12 protein-coding genes are annotated in these 18,226 nt (G+C 70.9%); 9 read left to right on the top strand and 3 right to left on the bottom strand.

The genetic code is table 11. From position 1 onward, the window contains the following. Window positions 1-2 precede the first annotated feature (2 nt). Window positions 3-290, top strand: coding sequence for an Lrp/AsnC family transcriptional regulator (locus EBO15_RS35915; protein ID WP_122198932.1), 288 nt, complete (start codon window positions 3-5; stop codon window positions 288-290). 115 nt (window positions 291-405) lie between these two features. Here the strand turns inward: EBO15_RS35915 and trpD are convergent, their stop codons facing one another. Further along, window positions 406-1,506 (bottom strand): anthranilate phosphoribosyltransferase, encoded by a 1,101-nt coding sequence (gene trpD / locus EBO15_RS35910; protein WP_122198938.1) that lies wholly within the window; start codon window positions 1,504-1,506, stop codon window positions 406-408. A gap of 229 nt (window positions 1,507-1,735) precedes the next feature. Continuing rightward, entirely contained in the window at window positions 1,736-2,158 is a 423-nt protein-coding gene (locus EBO15_RS35905) for a response regulator transcription factor (RefSeq protein ID WP_122198931.1), read from the bottom strand. A 190-nt stretch (window positions 2,159-2,348) separates the two neighbouring features. Between EBO15_RS35905 and ctaE the strand changes: the two genes are divergently transcribed. From ctaE to EBO15_RS35875, 6 genes are all read left to right on the top strand, one after another. After that, window positions 2,349-3,011, top strand: coding sequence for an aa3-type cytochrome oxidase subunit III (gene ctaE, locus EBO15_RS35900; RefSeq protein WP_122198930.1), 663 nt, complete (start codon window positions 2,349-2,351; stop codon window positions 3,009-3,011). A gap of 44 nt (window positions 3,012-3,055) precedes the next feature. Continuing rightward, the gene (qcrC, locus tag EBO15_RS35895; RefSeq protein WP_122198937.1) at window positions 3,056-3,967 is read left to right on the top strand and encodes a cytochrome bc1 complex diheme cytochrome c subunit; all 912 of its coding nucleotides are present in this window, start codon (window positions 3,056-3,058) and stop codon (window positions 3,965-3,967) included. Then, window positions 3,964-5,070 carry a cytochrome bc1 complex Rieske iron-sulfur subunit gene (gene qcrA, locus EBO15_RS35890; protein WP_122198929.1) on the top strand — a complete coding sequence of 369 codons (1,107 nt, stop codon included), beginning with the start codon at window positions 3,964-3,966 and terminating at the stop codon, window positions 5,068-5,070. Before qcrC ends, qcrA begins: the two co-directional genes overlap by 4 nt. Continuing rightward, window positions 5,067-6,722, top strand: a complete 1,656-nt coding sequence (gene qcrB, locus EBO15_RS35885) for a cytochrome bc1 complex cytochrome b subunit (RefSeq protein WP_122198928.1) — start codon at window positions 5,067-5,069, stop codon at window positions 6,720-6,722. Before qcrA ends, qcrB begins: the two co-directional genes overlap by 4 nt. A gap of 241 nt (window positions 6,723-6,963) precedes the next feature. After that, on the top strand, window positions 6,964-13,899 hold the full coding sequence (locus tag EBO15_RS35880; protein ID WP_147481810.1) for a DUF7927 domain-containing protein: 6,936 nt from the start codon (window positions 6,964-6,966) through the stop codon (window positions 13,897-13,899). 92 nt (window positions 13,900-13,991) lie between these two features. After that, window positions 13,992-15,125, top strand: coding sequence for a glycosyltransferase family 4 protein (locus EBO15_RS35875; protein WP_122198926.1), 1,134 nt, complete (start codon window positions 13,992-13,994; stop codon window positions 15,123-15,125). A gap of 87 nt (window positions 15,126-15,212) precedes the next feature. Here EBO15_RS35875 and EBO15_RS35870 read toward each other — a convergent pair whose 3' ends face one another. Continuing rightward, the gene (locus EBO15_RS35870; protein WP_158628457.1) at window positions 15,213-16,124 is read right to left on the bottom strand and encodes an alpha/beta hydrolase; all 912 of its coding nucleotides are present in this window, start codon (window positions 16,122-16,124) and stop codon (window positions 15,213-15,215) included. A 147-nt stretch (window positions 16,125-16,271) separates the two neighbouring features. Here EBO15_RS35870 and EBO15_RS35865 point away from each other — a divergent pair, with 147 nt between their 5' ends. Next, a complete protein-coding gene (locus tag EBO15_RS35865; RefSeq protein WP_158628456.1) occupies window positions 16,272-17,840 on the top strand; it encodes a penicillin-binding transpeptidase domain-containing protein in 1,569 nt (522 codons plus the stop codon). 71 nt (window positions 17,841-17,911) lie between these two features. After that, the coding region (locus tag EBO15_RS35860) for an NAD(P)H-binding protein (protein WP_158628455.1) at window positions 17,912-18,226 on the top strand (315 nt) is incomplete at its 3' end.

The following is an 18,226-nucleotide window of genomic DNA, read 5'->3' as shown; positions in this document are numbered from 1 at the left end:
CTGTGGTCACCGCGCTCGTGTTCATCAAGACCGACGTGGATCGCGTCCACGAGGCGGCCGAGGAGATCGCCGCCCTGGACGGGGTCAGCGAGGTCTACTCGATCACCGGCGGCTACGACCTGGTGGCCATGGTCCGCGTCCGGCGGCACGACGACCTGAACGACGTGATCCCCGGACGGCTGAACAAGGTCAAGGGCGTCCGCGACACCGAGACGCACATCGCCTTCCGCACCTACTCGCAGCACGACCTCGAGGTCGCCTTCTCCCTGGGCCTCCCCGACGCCGAGTGACCCCACGCCGAGTGACCCCACGCTGACCGGGCCCCCACACCGGCCGAGCCCTGCCACGACATGACACCGGCCCGCCGCCCCTCCTCCGAGGGGCCGCGGGCCGGTTCCGTGATGATCAGCGCGCGGCGCTGGAGACCTCCACCCAGCGCTCCAGGAGCGCGGACGCGGCCCCCGAGTCCACGGCCTCGGCGGCGCGCCCGAACGCGGCCGCGAGCGTCCCGGTGAGCTCCGCGGGCGCCGGAGCGCCCTCGTAGGCGGCGATGAGCGCCGCCGCGTTCAGCAGGACCATGTCCCGCACCGGTCCCGTCTCGCCCGCCAGGACGCGCCGCGCGACCTTCCCGTTGTAGGCGGCGTCCGCGCCCCGCAGGTCCTCCGGACGCGCCGGGGGGATGCCCAGGTCCGCCGGGTCGAACACGGTCTCGGTGACCGCGCCGTCCCGCACCACCCACACCGCCGAGGTGCCCGTGGTGGTCAGCTCGTCCAGCCCGTCGTCGCCCCGGAACACCAGGGACGAGCAGCCGCGCGAGGCGAACACCCCGGCCATGACCGGCGCCATCCGGGGGTGGAAGACCCCGACGGCCTGGCTGGTCGGACGGGCCGGGTTCGTCAGCGGTCCCAGGAAGTTGAACACGGTCGGCGTCCGCAGCTCGCTGCGCGTCCGGGCCGCGTACCGCAGGGCCGGGTGGTACAGGGGCGCGAAGCAGAAGGTGATCCCGACCTCCTCGGCGACCCGCGCGGCCGCCGCCGGGGACAGGTCGATCGCGACCCCGAGCCCCTCGAGCAGGTCGGCCGCGCCGCAGGACGACGAGGCGGCCCGGTTGCCGTGCTTGACGACCTTGACTCCGGCCGCCGCGGCCACCATGGCCGCCATCGTCGAGATGTTCACGGTGTGCGCCCGGTCGCCGCCGGTCCCGACCAGGTCGGCGAACCGTCCCGGCACGTGGATCTTCGTGGCGTGCGCCAGCATGCCCTCGGCGAGCCCGGCGACCTCGTCGACGGTCTCGCCCTTGGCGCGCAGCGCGATGGCGAACCCGGCGATCTGCACGTCGGTGGCCTCGCCGGACATGATCTGGTCCATCGCCCAGGCCGTCTCGGCGCTGGAGAGCGACACGCCGTCCAGGAGCGTGTTCAGGAGCGCGGGCCACGACGTGACCGCCCCGCCGGACGCGCCTCCGATCGGGCCGGACACCCCTCCGGGCGGGCCGGGAGCGGGCATGCCCGGAGCGGGCGCGGCGCCGGAGGCGTCTCGAGCGGGTGCGGGCGTGGGTGCGCCGGCCGCGGAGTCTTCGGCGGAGCCGCCGGACGGGTCGGCGTGGGCGCTGGTACGGGCGTCCATGGGTTCCCCCAGGTTCGGGTCCTGCGGGGTGGCCGGTGGGTTCCCGCCCGTTCCGGCCGGGTCGGGGCCGGGGGACGGAAGATCCCCCGCCTCCCCGGCGAGTCGGTGCTTACAGTGCGGGAAGGCGGTTGTCGGCCCGCCAGCGCATCAGGTCGGCGACGGCCTTGGCCACCGCCATCGGGTCGAGCGGCAGGCTCACGACGGCGTCGGCGCGCGACCAGGTCGCCAGCCAGCCGTCGTCCCGGCGCGCGATGATCGCCAGGATCGGCGGGCAGTCGAAGACCTCGTCCTTGGCCTGCCGGGCCACGCCGAGGCCGCCCGCCGGGCGCGCCTCGCCGTCCACCACCACGACGTCGATGTCGCCCCGGTCGAGCCGTTCCACCACGGCGGGCTGGGTGGCGATCTCGACGAACTCCACCACCGGGAGGTCGGCGGCGGGCCTGCGTCCGATGGCGAGCCGGATCTGCTCGCGCGTGTTCGCGTCGTCGCTGTAGACGAGAACCTTCATCGGACCCTCCGGGGCGTCGCTCATGGCAGGCAAGGCTACCGGTTCGGCGCGGCGGGCACGAGAGGGCGGGCCCCTGGACCGCCTGACCACGCGAAAACCCCTGCTGAATAGGGCTTTGCGGGGATGAGGCGCGCGGAGTGTGACGGGTTCGGGGACACGTTCGGGAACTCCAGAAGGGGGGTCATGCGTCAGTCACTGAACGGGTGACGTAATAATGCTGCCCGTGGCAACAGCATCCGCGATAGAGACAACACCTCACGCTCGGGCGAACCGTCCCAACTTGGTCAGCGTGGGGACGATCGTTTGGCTGTCGTCCGAGCTGATGTTCTTCGCGGCCCTGTTCGCGATGTACTTCACGATCCGCTCCGTGACGATCGGCCAGCACGGTCACGACTCCTGGCCCGGCGCTCAGCTGGACCTGCCGCTGTCGGCGTTCAACACGACCGTCCTGGTGCTGTCCTCGGTGACATGCCAGATGGGCGTGTTCAAGGCCGAGGCCGGCAAGGTCGGACGCACCGGCGGCCTGCTCAACTTCCGCCAGTGGGGCCTGCGCGAGTGGTACGTCCTCTCGCTCCTCATGGGCGCCTACTTCGTGGCGGGTCAGCTCTTCGAGTACACGAACCTGGTCACCAAGGACGGCCTGACGCTGTCGTCCTCGGCCTACGGATCGGTCTTCTACCTGACCACCGGGTTCCACGGTCTGCACGTGACCGGCGGCCTCATCGCGTTCCTCTTCGTACTGGGACGCACCTACGCCGCCAAGCGCTGGACCCATGAGCAGGCGACGAGCGCGATCGTCGTGTCCTACTACTGGCACTTTGTGGACGTGGTCTGGATCGGCCTGTTCGCGACGATCTACCTGCTCGACCTGAAGTGATCCGTCCGACCTCCAACGACGACAAGACCCGAACGGGGATTTCCGTGAAAAGGATCACCGCATGGCGACGGCGCCCGTGGGCGGGCTACGCCGTCGTGCTGGCGGCCCTCGCGGCGATCGCCGGCCTCTACGCCGGCTTCTCGCCGAAGACCGACCGCGCCGAGGCGGCGGGAACCGCCGACGCCCAGGCCGACCTCGCCAACGGCAGGCAGCTCTTCAACCAGAACTGCGCCAGCTGCCACGGCCTCAACGCCGAGGGCACCAAGGACGCCAAGGGCAAGCCGATCGCGCCGAGCCTGCTGGGCGTGGGCGCCGCATCCGTCGACTTCCAGGTCAGCACGGGCCGCATGCCCGCGATGAACCCTGGCGCGCAGATGCCGCGCAAGAAGCCGATCCCGCTCTTCGACACCGAGCTCAAGACGGACTACAAGGAGCCGGAGAAGCGTGAGGCCGCCGAGAAGCAGAAGGCCGCGGCCGAGAAGAACATCCGCGACCTGAGCGGGTACATCGCCCAGCTGGGCGGCGGACCGTCCATCCCGACGTCCGACCAGGTCGACCCGACCAAGGGCGACGTCGCGCTCGGCGGCAAGCTCTTCCGCACCAACTGCGCCCAGTGCCACAACTTCACCGGGCAGGGCGGCGCGCTGACCGGCGGCAAGTACGCCCCGCCGCTGGCTCCGAAGGACGTCACGCCGACCCAGATGTACGAGGCGATGCTGACCGGTCCGCAGGCGATGCCGGTGTTCAACGACACCACGCTGACCCCGCAGGACAAGCAGGCGATCATCGCCTACCTGGTGCAGAGCCGTGACGAGCCCAACCCGGGCGGCAACGGCCTCGGCCGCATCGGACCGGTGTCCGAGGGCCTGGCCGGCTGGCTGATCGGCGTCGGCCTGATGGTGCTGGCGGCCATGTGGATCACCGCGAAGAAGCCGAAGAAGCTGAAGAAGTCATGAGCGACAACAAGCACACCGCGGGCTCTCCGGAGCCGCGCGAGGACGGCGGGACCGGCCGGGTGGTGGGCACGCCGTCGCCGGCGAAGGGCGAGTCCCTGCTGGCCAAGGACGGCGAGGGCGCCAAGCCCCCGGCGGGCCCGGCCACCGAGCTGGACGAGAAGTCCGCGAAGAACGCCGAGCGCGTCGTCGCGGCCTTCTTCGTGCTGGCGTTCGCCGCCAGCGTGGGCTTCATCGCCTACTACATCGGCTGGAGCGGCCGTAACGGCGGCATGCACGGCGTCGTCCGCGCCCGCGAGTCCAACCTGTGGCTCGGCGGAACGCTGGCGCTCGCCATGCTGGCCATGGCGTTCGGCGTCACCATCTGGGTGCGCCGCCTGATGACCAGCAAGCCGATCATCCAGGAGCGCCACGAGATGGCGTCGCCCGCGGACACGCGCGCGGCGTTCGAGGCCGACTTCCTGGAAGGTGCCGAGGACAGCGGCATCACCAAGCGGCCGCTGCTGCGCCGCACGCTGCTGCTCGCCGCGGCGCCCCTCGGCCTCGCGCCGCTGGTGCTGCTGCGCGACCTGGGCCCGCTGCCGGAGAAGCGCCTCCGCTCCACCTTCTGGGGCGAGGCCGTGAAGAAGGCCAAGGCCGAGGGCAAGCAGGGCGTCCGCCTGGTGGTGGACGGCACCAACGCGCCGCTGAAGGTCTCCGACTTCAACTCGCCCGGCGGCATGATCACCGTGCTGCCCGAGGGGATCGAGGAGGCGCCCGAGGCGGCCAACGAGATCGCCAAGGCCGTCACCATCCTGATCAACGTCCCGGCCGAGCAGTTCAAGCCGGTCAAGGGCCGTGAGAACTGGCACGTCAACGGGGTCGTGGCGTACTCCAAGATCTGCACGCATGTGGGCTGCCCGGCGGCGCTGTACGAGCAGACCACGCACCACATCCTGTGCCCGTGCCACCAGTCGACGTTCGACGCCACCGACGGCGCGAAGGTCGTCTTCGGCCCGGCCCACCGTCCGCTGCCGCAGCTTCCGCTGGGCGTGGAGGACGGTTACCTCATCGCCACCGACGACTTCCCCGAGCCGATCGGTCCGAGCTTCTGGGAGCGCGGATGAGCGACGCAAGTGCCCCGAAGGCGGTCTCCGGACCGCTGAACTTCCTCGACGAGCGGCTCGGTTCGACCAACTTCTTCCAGCGGAACGTGAAGAAGGTCTTTCCGGACCACTGGTCGTTCATGCTGGGCGAGATCGCCCTGTACTCGTTCATCATCCTGCTGCTGACCGGCACCTTCCTCACGCTCTGGTTCCACCCGAGCATGGAGGAGGTCGTCTACAACGGCTCGTACACCAAGCTCAAGGGTGTACAGATGTCGGACGCGTACAGCTCGGCCCTGCACATCAGCTTCGACGTGCGCGGCGGTCTGCTCATGCGGCAGATCCACCACTGGGCCGCGGTGCTGTTCATGGCGTCGATCCTGGCGCACATGCTGCGGGTGTTCTTCACCGGCGCGTACCGCAAGCCGCGCGAGCTGAACTGGCTCATCGGCATCAACATGTTCATCCTGGGCATGCTCGAGGGCCTGTTCGGCTACTCGCTGCCGGACGACCTGCTCTCCGGCACGGGCCTGCGCATCACCCAGGGTGTGACGGAGTCGATCCCGCTGGTCGGCACGTACATCTACATGTTCCTGTTCGGCGGTGAGTTCCCGACGGGCGACAACGGTGACCTCATCCCGCGCCTGTACAGCCTGCACATCCTGCTGATCCCGGGCGTGATCCTGGGTCTGGTGACCGCGCACATGATGATCATGTGGCACCAGAAGCACACCGCGATGCCGTCCAAGAACCAGAGCAACGAGCAGGTCTACGGCTACCCGTTCTACCCGGTCTTCATGGCCAAGACGGGCGCCTACTTCCTGTTCACGTTCGGTGTGGTGGCGCTGCTCGGCGCGTTCGCCCAGATCAACCCGATCTGGCTGTTCGGGCCGTACGACCCGGGCGCGATCTCGTCGGGCTCCCAGCCCGACTGGTACATGGGCGTCCTCGAGGGCGCGCTGCGCCTGATGCCCGGCCAGGGCACCGAGTGGGTGATCGCGGGTCACACGATCAGCATGAACGTGCTGATCCCGGCGCTGGTGCCGCTCGGCATCGTGTTCGGCGGGGCGATGGCCTGGCCGTTCATCGAGCAGTGGATCACCGGTGACAAGCGCCGGCACGACATCAACGACCGGCCGCGCAACGCCCCGGTCCGCACCTCGATCGGCATCGCGGCCGTGACCTTCTACGGTCTGCTGTGGCTGGCGGGCGCGAACGACGTGCTGGCCGACAAGTTCCACGTCTCCCTGTTCGGGACGACCTGGTTCTTCCGGTTCGCGATCTTCATCGGCCCGGTCATCGCCTACATCATCACCAAGCGGATCTGCCTGGGTCTCCAGCGCAAGGACGCGGCGATCGCGGGACACGGCGTCGAGGCGGGCATCATCGTGATGGCCCCGGACGGCGGCTTCAGCGAGAAGCACGAGCCGGCCCGTGAAGAGGAGCTCATCAAGATCCTCTCCAAGGAGAACGCCCGTCCGGAGGCTCCGGCCACCGACGCGAACGGCATCCCGGCCCCGAGCCAGAAGGGCCCGATGGGCCACCTGCGCTCGCGGCTGCAGCGCGCCATGACCTTCGACGACATTCCGGTCGAGGAGCACGGCGAGGAGCACGGGCACGACGACGACCACGCGGTCGGCAGCGGCTCGGGCCCCAAGCAGCTCGGTCACTGACACCAGCAGGTTGCCACGGGCGAGGCCCGTCCCCGGATCTCCGGGGGCGGGCCTCGCCGCTTTTTGCCGTGTCCATGCCGCCGTTGTGCGGTGCGCGTCCGGTAGGTTGCCCCTCCTCGCCGCGACCCCGGGGTGCTTTGCCGGGCTTGGGGTGACTCGTCTGCCATGGTCTTCGGGCGCTTGACCGATCCGTGGCGCACCCTCGGGATCCTGATCACCCGCGCGCGAGCAGGAACCGATCATGAAATCGTGGACGACGGCGTCCGCCGCGTTGCTCGTCGTGGCGGCCTCGCTCTTCGTGCCGCCCGTCGCGTCCGGTCCCGCGTCCGCCCAGGCGGCACACGCGGCCAGGGCGCTGGCGGCGGGTGGATCGGACCTGCTGAACGAGACCTTCGAGGGCGCGACCGTCCAGGACCCCGGGTTCCTGGCGCTCAACGACGCCTGCCTGACCGGCGCACCGTCCGGTCCCGACACCACGGGGCCGGGGGCGCACCCGCTCGGCACGTGCTCCGAGCACCAGTACGGGCCCGTGCCGCCGATCGGCCAGGTCCCCGGATACCTGCAGCTCACCGACGCCAGCGGGGCGCGGACGGGCGGCGTCGTCTACAACCGCCCGCTGCCCGCCAACGGCGGTCTCGACGTCACCTTCGAGCAGTACCAGTACGGCGGGATCGAGGGCGGCGGCGACGGGATCGCGTTCTTCCTCACCGACGGCGCGGGCGAGCTGACGCAGACCGGCGCCTTCGGCGGCAGCCTCGGCTACGCCCAGCGCTCGGACACGCCCGGCGTCGACCACGGCTACCTCGGCCTCGGCCTCGACACGTACGGGAACTACGCCGTGGACTTCGAGGGCCGCGGCACCGAGTGCCCGGAGGACCAGCGGTCGCCCGGCGAGTTCCAGGTGTACGACCGTCCGCCGAACAACGTGACGCTGCGCGGCCCGGGCCACGACCTGGACCACTACTGCTACCTCGCGGGGACGGGCACGACCACGCAGATCGGCACCGACCCCGACGGCAACAAGCTCTTCGGCAGCACCCTCCCGGGCAGGCTGCACGAGGACGGCACCGACACCGAGGCCGCCAAGCGGACCGTCCACGTCGTGGTCTCGGCGTCCGTCCGGCCGATCGTCACGGTGGAGATCGACTTCCACGACGGCAACGGGTTCGTCCCGGTGCTGAGCAAGCAGATGCCCGAGGACGCGCCGCGCACGTACAAGTTCGGGTTCACGGCGTCCACCGGCTCGGCCACCGACGTCCACCTGATCCGCCTGGTCAGCGTGAAGTCGGCGGAGCCGCTGGGCGCGCTCAACATCGTCAAGCAGGTGGACCGGAGCACGCCGCAGCCGCCGGTGTACCACGTCGGCGACGTCGTCCCCTACCACTTCGTCGTCACCAACACCGGCGCCGGGCCCCTCAGCAATGTGACCGTGACCGACCCGAAGGTCTCGGGCATCACATGCCCGCGCACCACGCTGGGCGCCATGGGCGAGCCGACGGCCTCGATGACCTGTACCGGGACGCACACCATCACGGCGGCGGACGCCGCGGCCGGGCACTTCGACAACGCGGCGACCGCGAGCGGCACGGACGCCTCGGGCGCCGTCGTGGAGTCCGAGCCGTCCGAGGTGTCCGTGCCGACCGAACCGCCCGCCCCCGTGCCGGATCCCGTGATCGAGAAGACCGCCTCGACCGACCGGGTGAAGCTCGGTGACGAGGTCACGTACACGATCCGGGTGCACAACCAGGGGAACGGACCCCTCGTCGACGGGCACTTCACCGACGACCTGACCGGCGTCCTGGACGATGCGGACCTGGTCGGAACGCCGAACGCCACGATCGGGACGGTGACGCTCAACGGCACGCAACTGGAATGGACGGGGTCGCTCGACCCCGGCCAGGACGCCGTGATCACCTACACGGTGAGGACCCGCACCGGCGGCGACCGCACGATGGTCAACGCCGTCTCGGGCCTCGGCAACTGCATGGACGCGGGCGGCGCGCCGCCCTGCGGGACGACCGTCGACATCGTGGAGGAGCCGCCACCGCCGCCGAACCCCGTGGTCACCAAGACCGCCTCGGTGTCCCAGGTGGATGTGGGCGACGAGGTCACCTACACGGTGCGTGTGATCAACGAGGGCGCCGGGCCGCTGGTCGACGGGCACTTCACCGACGACCTGACCGACGTCCTGGACGACGCGGACCTGGTCGGCACGCCGAACGCCACGATCGGAACGGCCACGGTCAGCGGTTCGAAGCTGGAGTGGACGGGATCGCTGGATCCCGGCCAGGAGGCTGTGATCACCTACACGGTCAGGGCCCACGCGGGCGGCGACGGTCACCTGCGGAACTCGGTGTCCGGCCTGGGCAACTGCCTGAACGGCGGCGGCCAGCCCCCGTGCGGGACGGACGTCACCGTCGTGGAGCAGCCTCCGCCGCCTCCGAATCCTGTGGTCCAGAAGACCGCCTCGGTCTCCCAGGTGAACCCCGGCGACGAGGTCACCTACACCGTGAAGGTCACGAACGAGGGGCAGGGCCCGCTGGTCGACGGCCACTTCACCGATGACCTGACGGACGTCCTGGACGACGCGGTCCTGGTCGGCACGCCGAGCGCGACGGTCGGTTCCGTGACGCTGAGCGGAGCGAACCTGGAGTGGACGGGGTCCCTGGATCCTGGCCAGGAGGCCGTGATCACCTACACGGTCCGCGCGGAACGCGGTGGCAACGGCCACCTGCGGAACTCGGTCTCGGGGCTCGGCAACTGCCTCAACGGCGGCGGCGAGCCTCCGTGCGGGACGGATGTCACGGTCGAGGAGCCGCCTCCGCCGCCTGAGCCGAACCCTGTGATCGAGAAGTCGGCTTCAGCCAGCAGCGTCCAGGTGGGCGATGAGGTGACGTTCACGGTCCGGGTGCGGAACGAGGGTGAGGGCCCGCTGGTCGATGGCCAGTTGACCGACGATCTGTCCGCTGTTCTTGATGACGGTGTGCTGGTCGGCACGCCCAGCGCGACGGTCGGTTCGGTGACGTTGAGTGGTTCGGATCTGGTGTGGACGGGGTCGTTGGATCCCGGCCAGGAAACCGTGATCACCTACACCGTGCGCGCGGAGTCGGGCGGCGACGGCCACATGCGGAACGTGGTCTCCGGCCTGGGGAACTGCCTGAACGCGGGTGGGGAACCGCCCTGCGGGACGGACGTGACGGTCGAAGAGCCGCCTCCGCCGCCTGAGCCGAACCCTGTGATCGAGAAGTCCGCTTCCGCTGCCAGCGTTCAGCTGGGCGATGAGGTGACGTTCACGGTCCGGGTGCGGAACGAGGGTGAGGGCCCGCTGGTCAATGGTCAGCTGACGGACGATCTGTCCGCTGTTCTGGACGATGGTGTGCTGGTCGGTACGCCGAGTGCGACGGTGGGTTCGGTGGCGTTGAGTGGTTCGGATCTCGTCTGGACGGGGTCGCTCGATCCTGGCCAGGAGGCTGTGATCACGTACACGGTGCGTGCGGAGCAGGGCGGCGACGGTCACATGCGGAATGTGGTCTCGGGGCTCGGTAACTGTCTGAACGCGGGTGGGGAGCCTCCGTGTGGGACGGACGTCATCGTCGAGGAGCCGCCGCCTCCGCCTGAGCCGAACCCGGTGATCGAGAAGTCCGCTTCGGCCAACACCGTCCAGGTGGGGGACGAGGTCACGTTCACGGTCCGGGTGCGGAACGAGGGCGAGGGCCCGCTGGTCAATGGTCAGCTGACGGATGACCTGTCCGGCGTCCTGGATGACGGTGTGCTGGTCGGTACGCCGAGCACGACGGTCGGTTCGGTGACGTTGAGTGGTTCGGATCTCGTCTGGACGGGGTCGCTCGATCCTGGCCAGGAGGCTGTGATCACGTACACGGTGCGTGCGGAGTCGGGCGGCGACGGTCACATGCGGAACGTCGTCTCCGGGCTCGGTAACTGCCTGAACGCCGGGGGAGAGCCGCCGTGCGGGACGGACGTCACTGTTGAGGAGCCGCCGCCTCCGCCCGAGCCGAACCCGGTGATCGAGAAGTCCGCCTCGGCCAACACCGTCCAGCTCGGTGACGAGGTCACCTTCACCGTCAAGGTGCGGAACGAAGGACAAGGACCGCTCGTCAACGGCCAGCTGACGGACGATCTGTCCGCCGTTCTGGACGATGGTGTGCTGGTCGGTACGCCGAGTGCGACGGTGGGTTCGGTGGCGTTGAGTGGTTCGGATCTGGTGTGGACGGGGTCGCTCGATCCTGGCCAGGAGGCCGTGATCACCTACACGGTGCGCGCGGAGCCCGGTGGTGACGGCCGCATGCGGAACGTCGTCTCGGGCCTGGGGAACTGCCTGAACGCAGGAGGGGAACCTCCGTGTGGGACGGACGTCACCGTGGAGGAACCACCTCCGCTCACTCCGAACCCGGTGATCGAGAAGTCGGCCTCGGCCAACACCGTCCAGGTGGGCGATGAGGTCACCTTCACCGTCAAGGTGCGGAACGAGGGCGAGGGCCCGCTGGTCGATGGTCAGCTGACGGACGATCTATCCGCCGTCCTCGACGATGGTGTGCTCGTCGGTACGCCGAGCGCGACGGTGGGTTCGGTGGCGTTGAGTGGTTCGGATCTGGTGTGGACGGGGTCGCTCGATCCTGGCCAGGAGGCCGTGATCACGTACACCGTGCGTGCGGAGTCGGGCGGCGACGGTCACATGCGGAACGTGGTCTCGGGGCTCGGTAACTGCCTGAACGCCGGGGGAGAGCCGCCGTGCGGGACGGACGTCACGGTCGAGGAGCCGCCTCCGCCGCCTGAGCCGAACCCGGTGATCGAGAAGTCCGCCTCAGCGAACAGTGTCCAGCTGGGCGATGAGGTCACGTTCACGGTCCGGGTGCGGAACGAGGGTGAAGGCCCGCTGGTCAACGGGCAGCTGACGGACGATCTGTCCGCCGTTCTGGACGATGGTGTGCTGGTCGGCACGCCTAGTGCGACGGTCGGTTCGGTGGCGTTGAGTGGTTCGGATCTCGTGTGGACGGGGTCACTTAACCCCGGCCAGGAGGCCGTGATCACCTACACCGTGCGCGCGGAGCAGGGGGGCGACGGTCACATGCGAAACGTGGTCTCCGGTCTCGGCAACTGCCTGAACGCGGGTGGGGAGCCCCCGTGCGGGACGGACGTCATCGTTGAAGAGCCGCCGCCTCCGCCTGAGCCGAACCCCGTGGTGGAGAAGTCCGCCTCGGTGAACACCGTCCAGGTGGGGAATGAGGTCACCTTCACCGTCAAGGTGCGGAACGAGGGTGAAGGGCCGCTCGTCAACGGGCAGCTGACCGATGACCTGTCCGGCGTCCTGGATGACGGTGTGCTGGTCGGCACGCCGAGCGCCACGGTCGGGTCGGTGACGCTGAGCGGTTCGAACCTGGTGTGGACGGGCTCACTCGACCCCGGCCAGGAGACTGTGATCACGTACACGGTCCGTGCGGAGTCGGGCGGCGATGGCCACATGCGGAACGTGGTCTCGGGGCTCGGCAACTGTCTGGAGTCCGGGGGAGAGCCTCCGTGTGGGACGGACGTGACGGTGGAGGAGCCGCCTCCGCCGCCCGAGCCGAACCCGGTGGTGGAGAAGTCCGCCTCGGTGAACACCGTCCAGCCTGGTCACGACGTCACGTTCACGATCCGGGTGCGGAACGAAGGCGAAGGGCCGCTCGTCAACGGGCACCTCACCGACGATCTGTCCGGCGTCCTGGACGATGGTGTGCTGGTCGGGACGCCGAGCGCCACGATCGGGACGGTCTCCGTCAGCGGGTCGAACCTGGAGTGGACGGGGTCGCTGGATCCCGGCCAGGAGACCGTGATCACCTACACGGTGAAGGCCCAGGCGGGCGGCGACGGTCAGATGCGGAACGTGGTCTCCGGGCTCGGCAACTGCCTGACCCGGGCCGGGGAGCCGCCGTGCTCGACGGACGTCACCGTCGAGGAGGTACCGCCTCCGCCCGAACCGAACCCGGTGATCGAGAAGACGGCCTCGGCCGACAGCGTCCAGGTGGGTGACGAGGTCACCTACACGATCAAGGTGACGAACGAGGGCGAAGGGCCGCTGGTCAATGGCCACCTGACCGACGATCTGTCGGGCGTCCTGGATGACGGTGTGCTGGTCGGCACGCCGAGCGCGACGATCGGATCGGTGACGCTCAGCGGGTCGAACCTGGAGTGGACGGGGTCGCTCGACCCCGGCCAGCAGGCCGTGATCACCTACACGGTGCGGGCGGCCAAGGGCGGCGACGGTCAGATGCGGAACGCCGTCTCCGGGCTCGGCAACTGCCTGAACGGTGGCGGGGAGCCTCCGTGCGGGACGGTCGTGACCGTCGAGGAGCAGCCTCCGCCGCCGCCTCCGAACCCCGTGGTCGAGAAGACGGCCTCGAAGGAGCGGGTGCGTCCGGGTGACGAGGTCACGTTCACGATCCGGGTGCGGAACGCGGGCGCGGGGCCGCTGGTCGACGGGCGTCTGACCGACGATCTGGCGGGCGTCCTGGACGATGGTGTGCTGGTCGGCACGCCGAGCGCGACGATCGGTTCGGTGACGCTCAGCGGTTCGAACCTGGAGTGGACGGGCTCGCTCGACCCCGACCAGGAGGCCGTGATCACCTACACGGTGCGGGCGGCCAAGGGCGGCGACGGCCACATGCGGAACGCCGTCTCGGGGCTCGGCAACTGTGAGAGCGGCGGTGGTGAGCCGCCGTGCGGGACGGTCGTCGAGGTCGAGGAGAAGAAGCCTCCGAAGCCGCCGCCGCCGTCGCGCCACGGCCGCCTCACGATCACCAAGTGGGCGAACCGGAGCTACGTCCGGCCCGGTCAGCGGGTGGTCTACCGGATCAAGGTGGAGAACACCGGCGACGGAACGCTGAGGGACGCGTCGTTCAGGGACGACCTGCGGGCCGTCCTGAGGCGGGCGCGGCTGGTCGAGAGGCCCAGGGCGACGCGCGGGCACGTGAGGTTCGAGCGTCCGGTGCTGCACTGGACGGGCACGCTGCGGCCCGGCCAGTCGGCGATCATCGAGTACACGGTGGTGGCCCGGTGTCCCGGGAGGTTGTGGAACCGGGTCGTGTCGTCGGTGCCGCGGACGAACTGCCCGCCGCGCGGGCGTGACTGGCGCTGCCGGATGGTGGTGACGGTCGTGCCCTTCCCGCAGAAGGACGCCTAGGAAGGGTTCGGGGGATCCGCCCCGGCCGGGCCGTTCAGGGCCTGGCCGGGGCGGATCCGTGTGTGCGGGGAGGGCGTGAAATCCTGGCGGTGATGTCCAGGACCCTTGTCGTGACCAATGACTTTCCGCCCCGTCCGGGCGGCATCCAGGCGTTCGTGCACGGGCTGACGCTGCGGCGTCCGCCGGGTTCGGTCGTCGTCTACGCGCCCGCGTGGCGGGGCGCGGCGGAGTTCGACGCGGCGCAGCCGTTCCCGGTCGTCCGGCATCCGACGTCGCTGATGCTGCCGGACGTGGACGTCGAGCGGCGCGCCGTGGACCTGCTGCGTTCCGAGGGCTGCGATTCGGTGCTGTTCGGCGCGTCCGCCCCGCTGGGCCTGCTCGCTCCGGCGTTGCGCCGGGCGGGGGCCGGGCGGATCGTGGGGATCACGCACGGGCACGAGGCGGGCTGGGCGTCGCTGCCGGGCACACGCGGCCTGCTCCGGCGCATCGGGGACGGCGTGGACGTGCTCACCTACCTGGGCGAGTACACGCGGACGCGGATGGCGCGGGCGCTGTCCCCGGCGGCCGTCCGGCGGATGGCCCGGCTCGCCCCGGGCGTGGACGAGTCGGTGTTCCACGCGGGGAGCGGCGGCGACGAGGTGCGCGCGCGGCTCGGCCTGACGGACCGTCCGGTCGTGGTGTGCGTGTCGCGGCTGGTGCCGCGCAAGGGCCAGGACGCGCTGATCCACGCGTGGCCGCACGTGCTCCGGGCCGTCCCGGACGCGGCGTTGCTGCTGGTCGGAGGCGGTCCCTACCGGGCGGACCTCATCCGCCTCGCCGGCGAACTGGGCGTGTCGGGCTCGGTGGTGTTCACCGGAAGTGTCCCGTGGGAGGAGCTGCCCGCTCACTACGACGCCGGTGACGTGTTCGCGATGCCCTGCCGGACGCGCCGCCGCGGCCTGGACGTCGAGGGGCTCGGGATCGTGTACCTGGAGGCGTCCGCCACAGGGCTCCCCGTCGTGGCGGGGGACTCAGGGGGAGCGCCCGACGCCGTCCTTGACGGAGAGACCGGGACGGTGGTCCCGGGACGTTCCGTGAGGGCGATCGCCGAGGCGCTCATGGACCTGCTGCGTGACCTACCGCGCGCACGCACGATGGGCGACAAGGGCCGGGCCTGGGTCGAGCGCGAATGGCGCTGGGAGGTTCAGGCGGCCCGTCTGGACTTCCTGCTCACCGCGCACTCCTGAGCATTCGCGGCACCGCTGTGTGAGGGTGTGCGGTCAGCGGGTGCCGCGCGTGCGCGCGGTGAGCGGTGCTCGGTGCGCGGGTGCGGGTCAGCGCGAGGAACTGGTCAGTGCCAGGGCCGTGTACCGGAGCGGGGACACCCCGCTCTTGGTCGTCTTGTAGGACGCGCCGCCGTTGTCGGTGTAGCGGATCCGCCAGGAGTGACCGCTGTCCAGGTGGTGCAGGTTGTAGTGCGTGATGCCCTGCCCGGACTGGTAGTAGACCTTGTGCTTCGCGGTCGCGGCGAGCGCCGACCGGAACGGGACGCGGGCGTCGGTGGCCGCCGAGACGAGCGTCCAGTCCGTCCCGCCGCGGCCCTGGAGGGACTGCTTGGCGAGCCACTCCAGCAGCGCGCTGCCGGGCTTCAGGTCACGGCACTGCCGGACCTTCGTGGAGCACTTCCCGGCGATGCCGCGGAACGGGGTGCTCAGCGTCACCACGTCCTTGACCAGCAGGTACGGCGGCCACGATCCGGACCCGTGCGGCTGGGACCGCACGCCCGCGAGCGCCGTCGCGACGACGAGGCCGCCCATCGAGTGCGCCGCGACCCGGACGGGGACGCCGTGCCGGGAGTAGCGCTGGTAGACGTCCCAGGCGAAGCGGCGGCCGAGCTCCTGGACGGGGGTGTTCACCGTGCCGCCGATGTGCCGGGTGCAGTGCGTGTCGTGGGAGTAGTGGCCCCATGTGATGAGCGGGCCGGTGAACCCGGCCGCGCGGAGCTGGGGGATCGCCTCCTTCCAGGTCGAGGAGCAGTCGGTGCCGCCGCGCAGCTCGAGCCCGTGCAGCAGGTAGACGGGCTGGGACGTGGCGGCGCCGTTCAGGTCTCCGGCCTGGGGGGTCCCGGTCCGCGCCGGGGAGGTGGCAGGGGGCGGGCCGGCCGCCGCCCGCGCGGGCGCGGCCTGGACCGCGCCGAGGGCTAGGGCGACGGCGGGCAGAGCCGCCGTGCGCGCGAATCGTCGCAAGGGCGATGAACCTTTCGGGGGACGGCCGCCGACCCGACGGCGGCCATGACGACGCCCGATCCTACGGACTGACGGGCGAATTGACCCTTGAAATGTGATCTTTTACTCGCGATCATCCGGTTCTGGACCGGTATGCGGGGAGGCGCGGTGGGCGGACGGGGTATCGGCTGTCTCGCGGGGGTGCTCGTGCTCGTGCTCGGCGCGGGCGGGTGCGAGGCGTGGGCGCTGACGCGCCGGGACGCGGGAGGGCCCGAGAAGACCGCGGCGTCCTACTTCGCGGCCTGGTCGAACGGAGACCTGTCGCGGATGCGCGGCCTGGTCGCCCACGCGCCCGACGGGTTCGTCGCCTGGCACAAGGACCTGACCAGCGGCCTCTCGGTGATGTCGGTCGCGCTCGCACCCGACCCGGTCGTCCGGACGGGCACGGACAGCGCGCGCGCCGACTTCACGGTCACGCGGAACCTCGCCGGGCACGGCGACTGGACGTTCCGCTCGACGCTCCTCCTGCGGAGACACGGACACCGGTGGCGCGTCCAATGGACACCCGGCACCCTCTACCCGGGACTGAAGGACGAGAGCACCTCCTGGACCCTCCGGAACGTCAAGGCACCCGCCGTCGCGTTCGTCGCGGCCGACGGCTCCTCGCTGCCCGGCGGCTCGCTCGACCCCTACGTGAGCGCCCTGGACGACACCTACGGAGACAGCGGAGACGACGACTCGGACGGCGAGACCTCCTCCTGGGCCGTCGAGGTGCAACAGGGGAGCGCCCCGCCGCAACGCCTGAAGGTGTTCGGCGGGCACCCGACGAGGACGATCCACACCACGTTCGACCTGCGGGTTCAGAAGGCCGCCGAGCGGGCCCTGATCGGAGCCCCGCCGGGGAAGGCCGCCGCGATCGTGGCGGTCCGCCCGTCCACGGGGGAGATCCTCGCCGTCGCGGACCGGCTCGGCGGACGCGGCGCGTTCGTCTCCAGCTACCCGCCCGGTTCCACGTTCAAGGTCGTCACGGCGGCCGCGCTGATGGCCAAGGGCGGCCTGTCGCCGTCGTCCGCCGCCGACTGCCCGTCCGTCGTCGTCACCGCGCAGCGGACGATCCACAACCACGAGGGCACGGCGGCCGGCGGCGCCACCCTCGCGGACGCCTTCGCGCGGTCGTGCAACACGACGTTCGCCAAGCTCGCCGTCGACCGCCTCGCCCCGGGCGGCCTGGCCGACACCGCGGCCGCCTACGGCTTCGGGGCGCCCGTCCTCACCGGCGCGGGCGGCTCCTACAGGGACTTCCCGGACGTCGCGCCCGGCGCCGACCTGGCCGAGTCCGCCATCGGCCAGGGACGCGTCCAGGCCACGCCGCTGCTCATGGCGTCCGTCGCCGCCGCCGTGGAGGACGGGACCTGGCGTCCGCCGCGGCTGCTGCCCGCGTCGATGCTGAAGCCCGCCGGCGGCGACAGCCCGCCGGAGCCGCACGACGTGCCGTCCGCGGACGCCCTCCGCGCGATGATGCGCCGGGTCGTCACCGACGGGACGGCCTCGTCCGCGGGGCTTCCGCCCGGGACGTCCGGCAAGACCGGAACCGCCGAGTACAACGACTCGGGCGCGTCCCATGCCTGGTTCATCGGCTTCAAGGGCGATCTGGCGTTCTCCGTCTTCGTCCAGCAGGGGGACTCGGGGCCCAAGGTCGCCGCCCCGATGGCCGCCGTGTTCCTGCGCTCCCTCTAGCGTCCGGCATGGTTATCCACAGGTGGGCCCGCGGTGGGACGCCGCGGGCCGCGGCTCCGTACGCTGGCGTCATGAACATCGTGATCGCGGGAGGACACGGCCAGATCGCCCTGCGGCTGGCCCGGCTGCTCAGCGCACGGGGAGACGCGGTACTCAGCCTGATCCGCAACCCCGAGCAGGTGGAGGACGTGCGCGACACCGGCGCCGGGCCGGTGATCGCCGACCTGGAGGCCCTGGCGCCCGGCGACCTGGTCGACCAGCTCACCGGCGCGCACGCCGTGGTGTTCGCGGCGGGCGCGGGCCCGGGCAGCGGCGCCGCGCGCAAGGACAGCGTCGACCGCGGCGCCTCGGCCCTGCTCGCCGAGGCCGCCGAGCGCGCCGGGGTC

Origin of the sequence: Actinomadura harenae, assembly GCF_003696215.1 — a bacterium.
Classification (GTDB): domain Bacteria; phylum Actinomycetota; class Actinomycetes; order Streptosporangiales; family Streptosporangiaceae; genus Spirillospora; species Spirillospora harenae.
Note: the sequence above shows the minus strand (reverse complement) of the source record. Positions and strands in the feature narration are given on the sequence as shown.

Coding starts and splice junctions, on each gene's coding strand:
- EBO15_RS35875 (WP_122198926.1), top strand. CDS start 13,992: ATGTCCAGGACCCTTGTCGTGACCAATGACTTTCCGCCCCGTCCGGGC.
- ctaE (WP_122198930.1), top strand. CDS start 2,349: ATGCTGCCCGTGGCAACAGCATCCGCGATAGAGACAACACCTCACGCT.
- EBO15_RS35880 (WP_147481810.1), top strand. CDS start 6,964: ATGAAATCGTGGACGACGGCGTCCGCCGCGTTGCTCGTCGTGGCGGCC.
- EBO15_RS35905 (WP_122198931.1), bottom strand. CDS start 2,158: ATGAGCGACGCCCCGGAGGGTCCGATGAAGGTTCTCGTCTACAGCGAC.
- trpD (WP_122198938.1), bottom strand. CDS start 1,506: ATGCCCGCTCCCGGCCCGCCCGGAGGGGTGTCCGGCCCGATCGGAGGC.
- qcrB (WP_122198928.1), top strand. CDS start 5,067: ATGAGCGACGCAAGTGCCCCGAAGGCGGTCTCCGGACCGCTGAACTTC.
- qcrA (WP_122198929.1), top strand. CDS start 3,964: ATGAGCGACAACAAGCACACCGCGGGCTCTCCGGAGCCGCGCGAGGAC.